Raw genomic sequence first — 3,608 nt, 5'->3', positions numbered from 1 at the left:
TGAGAGTTACCTCACTTCTTCACTACTACGCACCCATCCGTCACCCTCTCATCTTCGGTTCATTTCCTGTTTTCCAGTTATAGAACTTACCGCTCCAAGGTATTTCTTCCTGGGATGAGTAGGGCTTCTCCAGTTGCTTCATATGTCCTCATTACCATGCCATCACTATCACCCCGCTAAAGTAGATATGCCGTATCATTCGGGTTTTCAGCTATCCCTATTGCCTTCACCCTACCAACGTGGGCTCAGCCTTTAGGATTTGTAATTTTCGAGGCCACCTATGTGTTCGCTTTCGCTACGGCCTGGTAATTCGCCCTTATCCTACAATAACGTTGTCGGTAGGCTTCAACACTTTGGTCTCCCTACATGCTGCTACCCAAGCTACGGGACTCCGACTTTTATCCCGGTAGGTTTAACTCCTACTGAACATACTCACCTTCTCTGGACACACGCTGGTATATTAGTACTTGCCACAGGTTGTTCCACACTTACAGGAAATTTTCCACTCAAATAATCTTTAATAGAGTTAACTGGATTATCAACACCCCTCAATGCAGCAGTAACAACTGCATGATTCATAAAGCAATTATCTTCTACTAATTTTTTTACATCATCTAGATCTTTTCTATTAATAGTATCAGTTAATCGCTCTGTAATAGCTTGTTCAATTATTTGCTTCACCCATGGATTTTTCTCTATATCTTGTATTGGCTTTATTTGACTAAAATCTAGGTCTTTATATTTTAAAAGTTTAGTCAATACTTCTTCGTTATCTTGTGTTATTCCTTGTAAACATGATTTGATAATTAAGCTCAGGGGTGTTTCTATTTCTCCATTTTGGTTTCTTTCCCAGCAATTAGGATTAGGCTTATTATTGTGGTTCAATAATATTTGTGTTATCCATATGCTTGAAGAAGCTAAAAAAGAAAAAGACTCTAAAAAATTTTTTCCTCTTTGGGCTTCACTTATTTCCATTGTAAGATACAAAAAGTCCTTACCTTGCACTTTCCCAATTTTTTCAATATATTCCTGAGGAGTATAAAAAAAACATTGTTTGCACTGTGCATCTTCTATAAGATGTGCCCTGATACCATCATATTCAGGCCCAAGATATTTATCTTGAAGAAGAAAAACTTTGTTTTTAATGTTTGTATTAATGCTAGGATGTCTGAGTAACGTCTGTACAAAATTCCTATTTTCCATGAGAAAGGCTAGATGTAGAGCTGTATTGCATTCTTTAGTTTCTTTAGCATTAATATTTAAACTTTTATGCTGTAAAAGTAACATCATCATTTTTAAGCATATAGGGCTGTCATCACCATTCATGACAATAGTCATTAGTGGTGTATATCGCTTATCAAACGCATTAACATCCGCACCCACCTCTATAGAGTGTTTAAAATCTTCTAAATTCTCCTTACCGATAGCATCAAATAACTTTTGTGTTGATTCATCAAGCGGTTCTGGAGTTCTCCGATTATATCCGTAACCAGTAGTACTTGTTCTATCCCTTCCATAAAGCATATTAAACCCATCTAATAATTTACTAATATAATTATGCAAAAGAAAAGGAAAATCGCAGGCAATTTATCTATAGCTAACCCAAGAAAGGTGTCATACCGCCGCGGTATCTCAGCATAGATTCCGCTAACAAGTAGCGGAATGACGAATTTTTGTTTTTAAAATTATCGGTAAACTTAAGTCACTTTAGCTATAAAATCCTAATTCTGAGTTAATTAATTACTACTCCAAAAACTTCTCTGCATCAAGTGCAGCCATGCACCCTGTTCCTGCTGCAACTACTGCCTGACGATATACCTTATCTTGCACATCACCTGCAGCAAACACTCCTGCCCTACTAGTTAAAGTTGTTCCAGGTTTTGTAATGATGTAACCCTGCTCATCCATTTCAACAAAGCCTTTAAAAATACCCGTATTTGGTGCGTGTCCAATTGCAATAAACACTCCATCCACTTTTAATTCTGTTGATTTAATTATAATACCAGTAACTTTTTTCGGATTTTCTTCTCCAAGAATCTGCTCTACGGTATGGTTCCACATTACTTTTATTTTATCATTTTTAAAGAGTCTATCTTGCATTACTTTTTCCGCTCTTAATTTATCACGCCTGTGTATTAATATCACTTCTTTGGCAAATCGAGTTAAAAATATTGCTTCTTCAACAGCGGTATTTCCACCACCAATCACGGCTACAACTTTATTCCTAAAAAATGCACCATCACAAGTTGCACAAGCTGAAACTCCGTAACCTTGAAATTCCTTTTCACTCTCCAAACCAAGCCATTTTGCTTGCGCACCGGATGCAATTATAATTGCATCCGAGTAGTAGTCATTGATATTACCAGAAGATCTAAATCTATACTCATTAAAGTCCTCAAGTTGTTCAATGCTTTTTATCTCATCATCTATTATTTTTGCTCCAACCTTCTCTGCATGCAACCTCATCTGCTCCATTAGTTCTGGACCCTGTATTGAAACAAAACCAGGATAATTTTCAACATCTGTAGTAATTGTAAGCTGACCACCAGGCTGCATTCCCGTTACTACAACTGGCTCTAAGTTTGCACGTGCTGCATATATAGCAGCAGCATAACCCGCTGCCCCGGATCCAATAATAAGAACTTTTGTACTAAATCTATAATTCTTCACTGTATGAGTTTAGATAATCAGCTACTCCTTCATCGCTTGCCTGCATTGCTGGCTTACCTTTCTTCCACCCTGCTGGACATACTTCACCATGCTCCTCATTATGTTTAATTGCATCAACGATTCTAACGAATTCATCGATATTACGCCCTAAAGGCAAATCATTTATCGATTGATGACGTACAATAAATTTATCATCAATAACGAAAGTTGCTCTCAGCGCAATTGAGTCATCATATAAGACCCCATAGTCTCTTGATATAGACTTTTTGATATCAGACACTAAAGTGTAGCTAACCTCTCCAATACCACCATCATTAACTGGAGTGTTTCGCCATTTATAATGTGAAAATTTTGAATCTACACTTATTCCTATCACTTCAACACCACGTTTTGAAAAATCCTCTATTTTATTACTAAATGATATCAACTCAGTTGGACAGACAAAGGTAAAATCAAGTGGATAGAAAAAAAGGACAGCATACTTATTTTTTATGCGCTTACTCAGACAGAAATCATCAACAATTTCTCCGCCAGAGAGAACAGCTGAAGCAGTAAAATCGATAGCAGATTTTGTTACAAGATTCATAATTAACCTATTCTTTTGAAATAACTTCAATTCTACATCTTGATAAACTTATATGCAAGTTTTCTTTGGTTTTAGTCCTATAAAAACTTCCTAAAATAGCTCTTCTTTTTTACCGATAAGATACAATCCAGGTTGGAATACTGAGTTGGTGAGTATAAAATTCTACGTCATGCCACCGCGAACCGTCATACCGCGATTCATTCGCGGTATCTCTAGATCCCGCTAACAAGTAGCGGGATGACGGTTGTCGTTTAGCTATAAATGTTAAAAAATTTACCAAACGAAAAAAAGGCAAAAGAAGCCCCGTGGTTGGCTAATTACTTACATTATACTTTCAAGTATGGCGTTTTTT

3 protein-coding genes are annotated in these 3,608 nt (G+C 36.8%); all 3 read right to left on the bottom strand.

The features are described from left to right. Positions 1–432 precede the first annotated feature (432 nt). The 3 genes from OZD63_RS05230 to OZD63_RS05220 all read right to left on the bottom strand — a co-directional run bounded on the left by OZD63_RS05230 (position 433) and on the right by OZD63_RS05220 (position 3,256). Complete coding sequence (locus tag OZD63_RS05230) at positions 433–1,524, bottom strand: ankyrin repeat domain-containing protein (RefSeq protein ID WP_275008307.1); 1,092 nt, start codon at positions 1,522–1,524, stop codon at positions 433–435. A 219-nt stretch (positions 1,525–1,743) separates the two neighbouring features. Continuing rightward, a complete protein-coding gene (gene trxB, locus OZD63_RS05225) occupies positions 1,744–2,670 on the bottom strand; it encodes a thioredoxin-disulfide reductase (RefSeq protein WP_274979442.1) in 927 nt (308 codons plus the stop codon). Continuing rightward, the gene (locus tag OZD63_RS05220; RefSeq protein ID WP_096617719.1) at positions 2,657–3,256 is read right to left on the bottom strand and encodes a peroxiredoxin; all 600 of its coding nucleotides are present in this window, start codon (positions 3,254–3,256) and stop codon (positions 2,657–2,659) included. Before OZD63_RS05220 ends, trxB begins: the two co-directional genes overlap by 14 nt. Positions 3,257–3,608 lie beyond the last annotated feature (352 nt).

The organism is Wolbachia endosymbiont of Drosophila leontia, from assembly GCF_028981785.1.
GTDB lineage: Bacteria > Pseudomonadota > Alphaproteobacteria > Rickettsiales > Anaplasmataceae > Wolbachia > Wolbachia pipientis.
This window is presented reverse-complemented; position numbering and strand designations above follow the sequence as displayed.

What these genes read in the sequence shown, in the direction of transcription:
- OZD63_RS05230 (WP_275008307.1), bottom strand. Translation starts at nt 1,524, where the DNA reads ATGCTTTATGGAAGGGATAGAACAAGTACTACTGGTTACGGATATAAT.
- OZD63_RS05220 (WP_096617719.1), bottom strand. Translation starts at nt 3,256, where the DNA reads ATGAATCTTGTAACAAAATCTGCTATCGATTTTACTGCTTCAGCTGTT.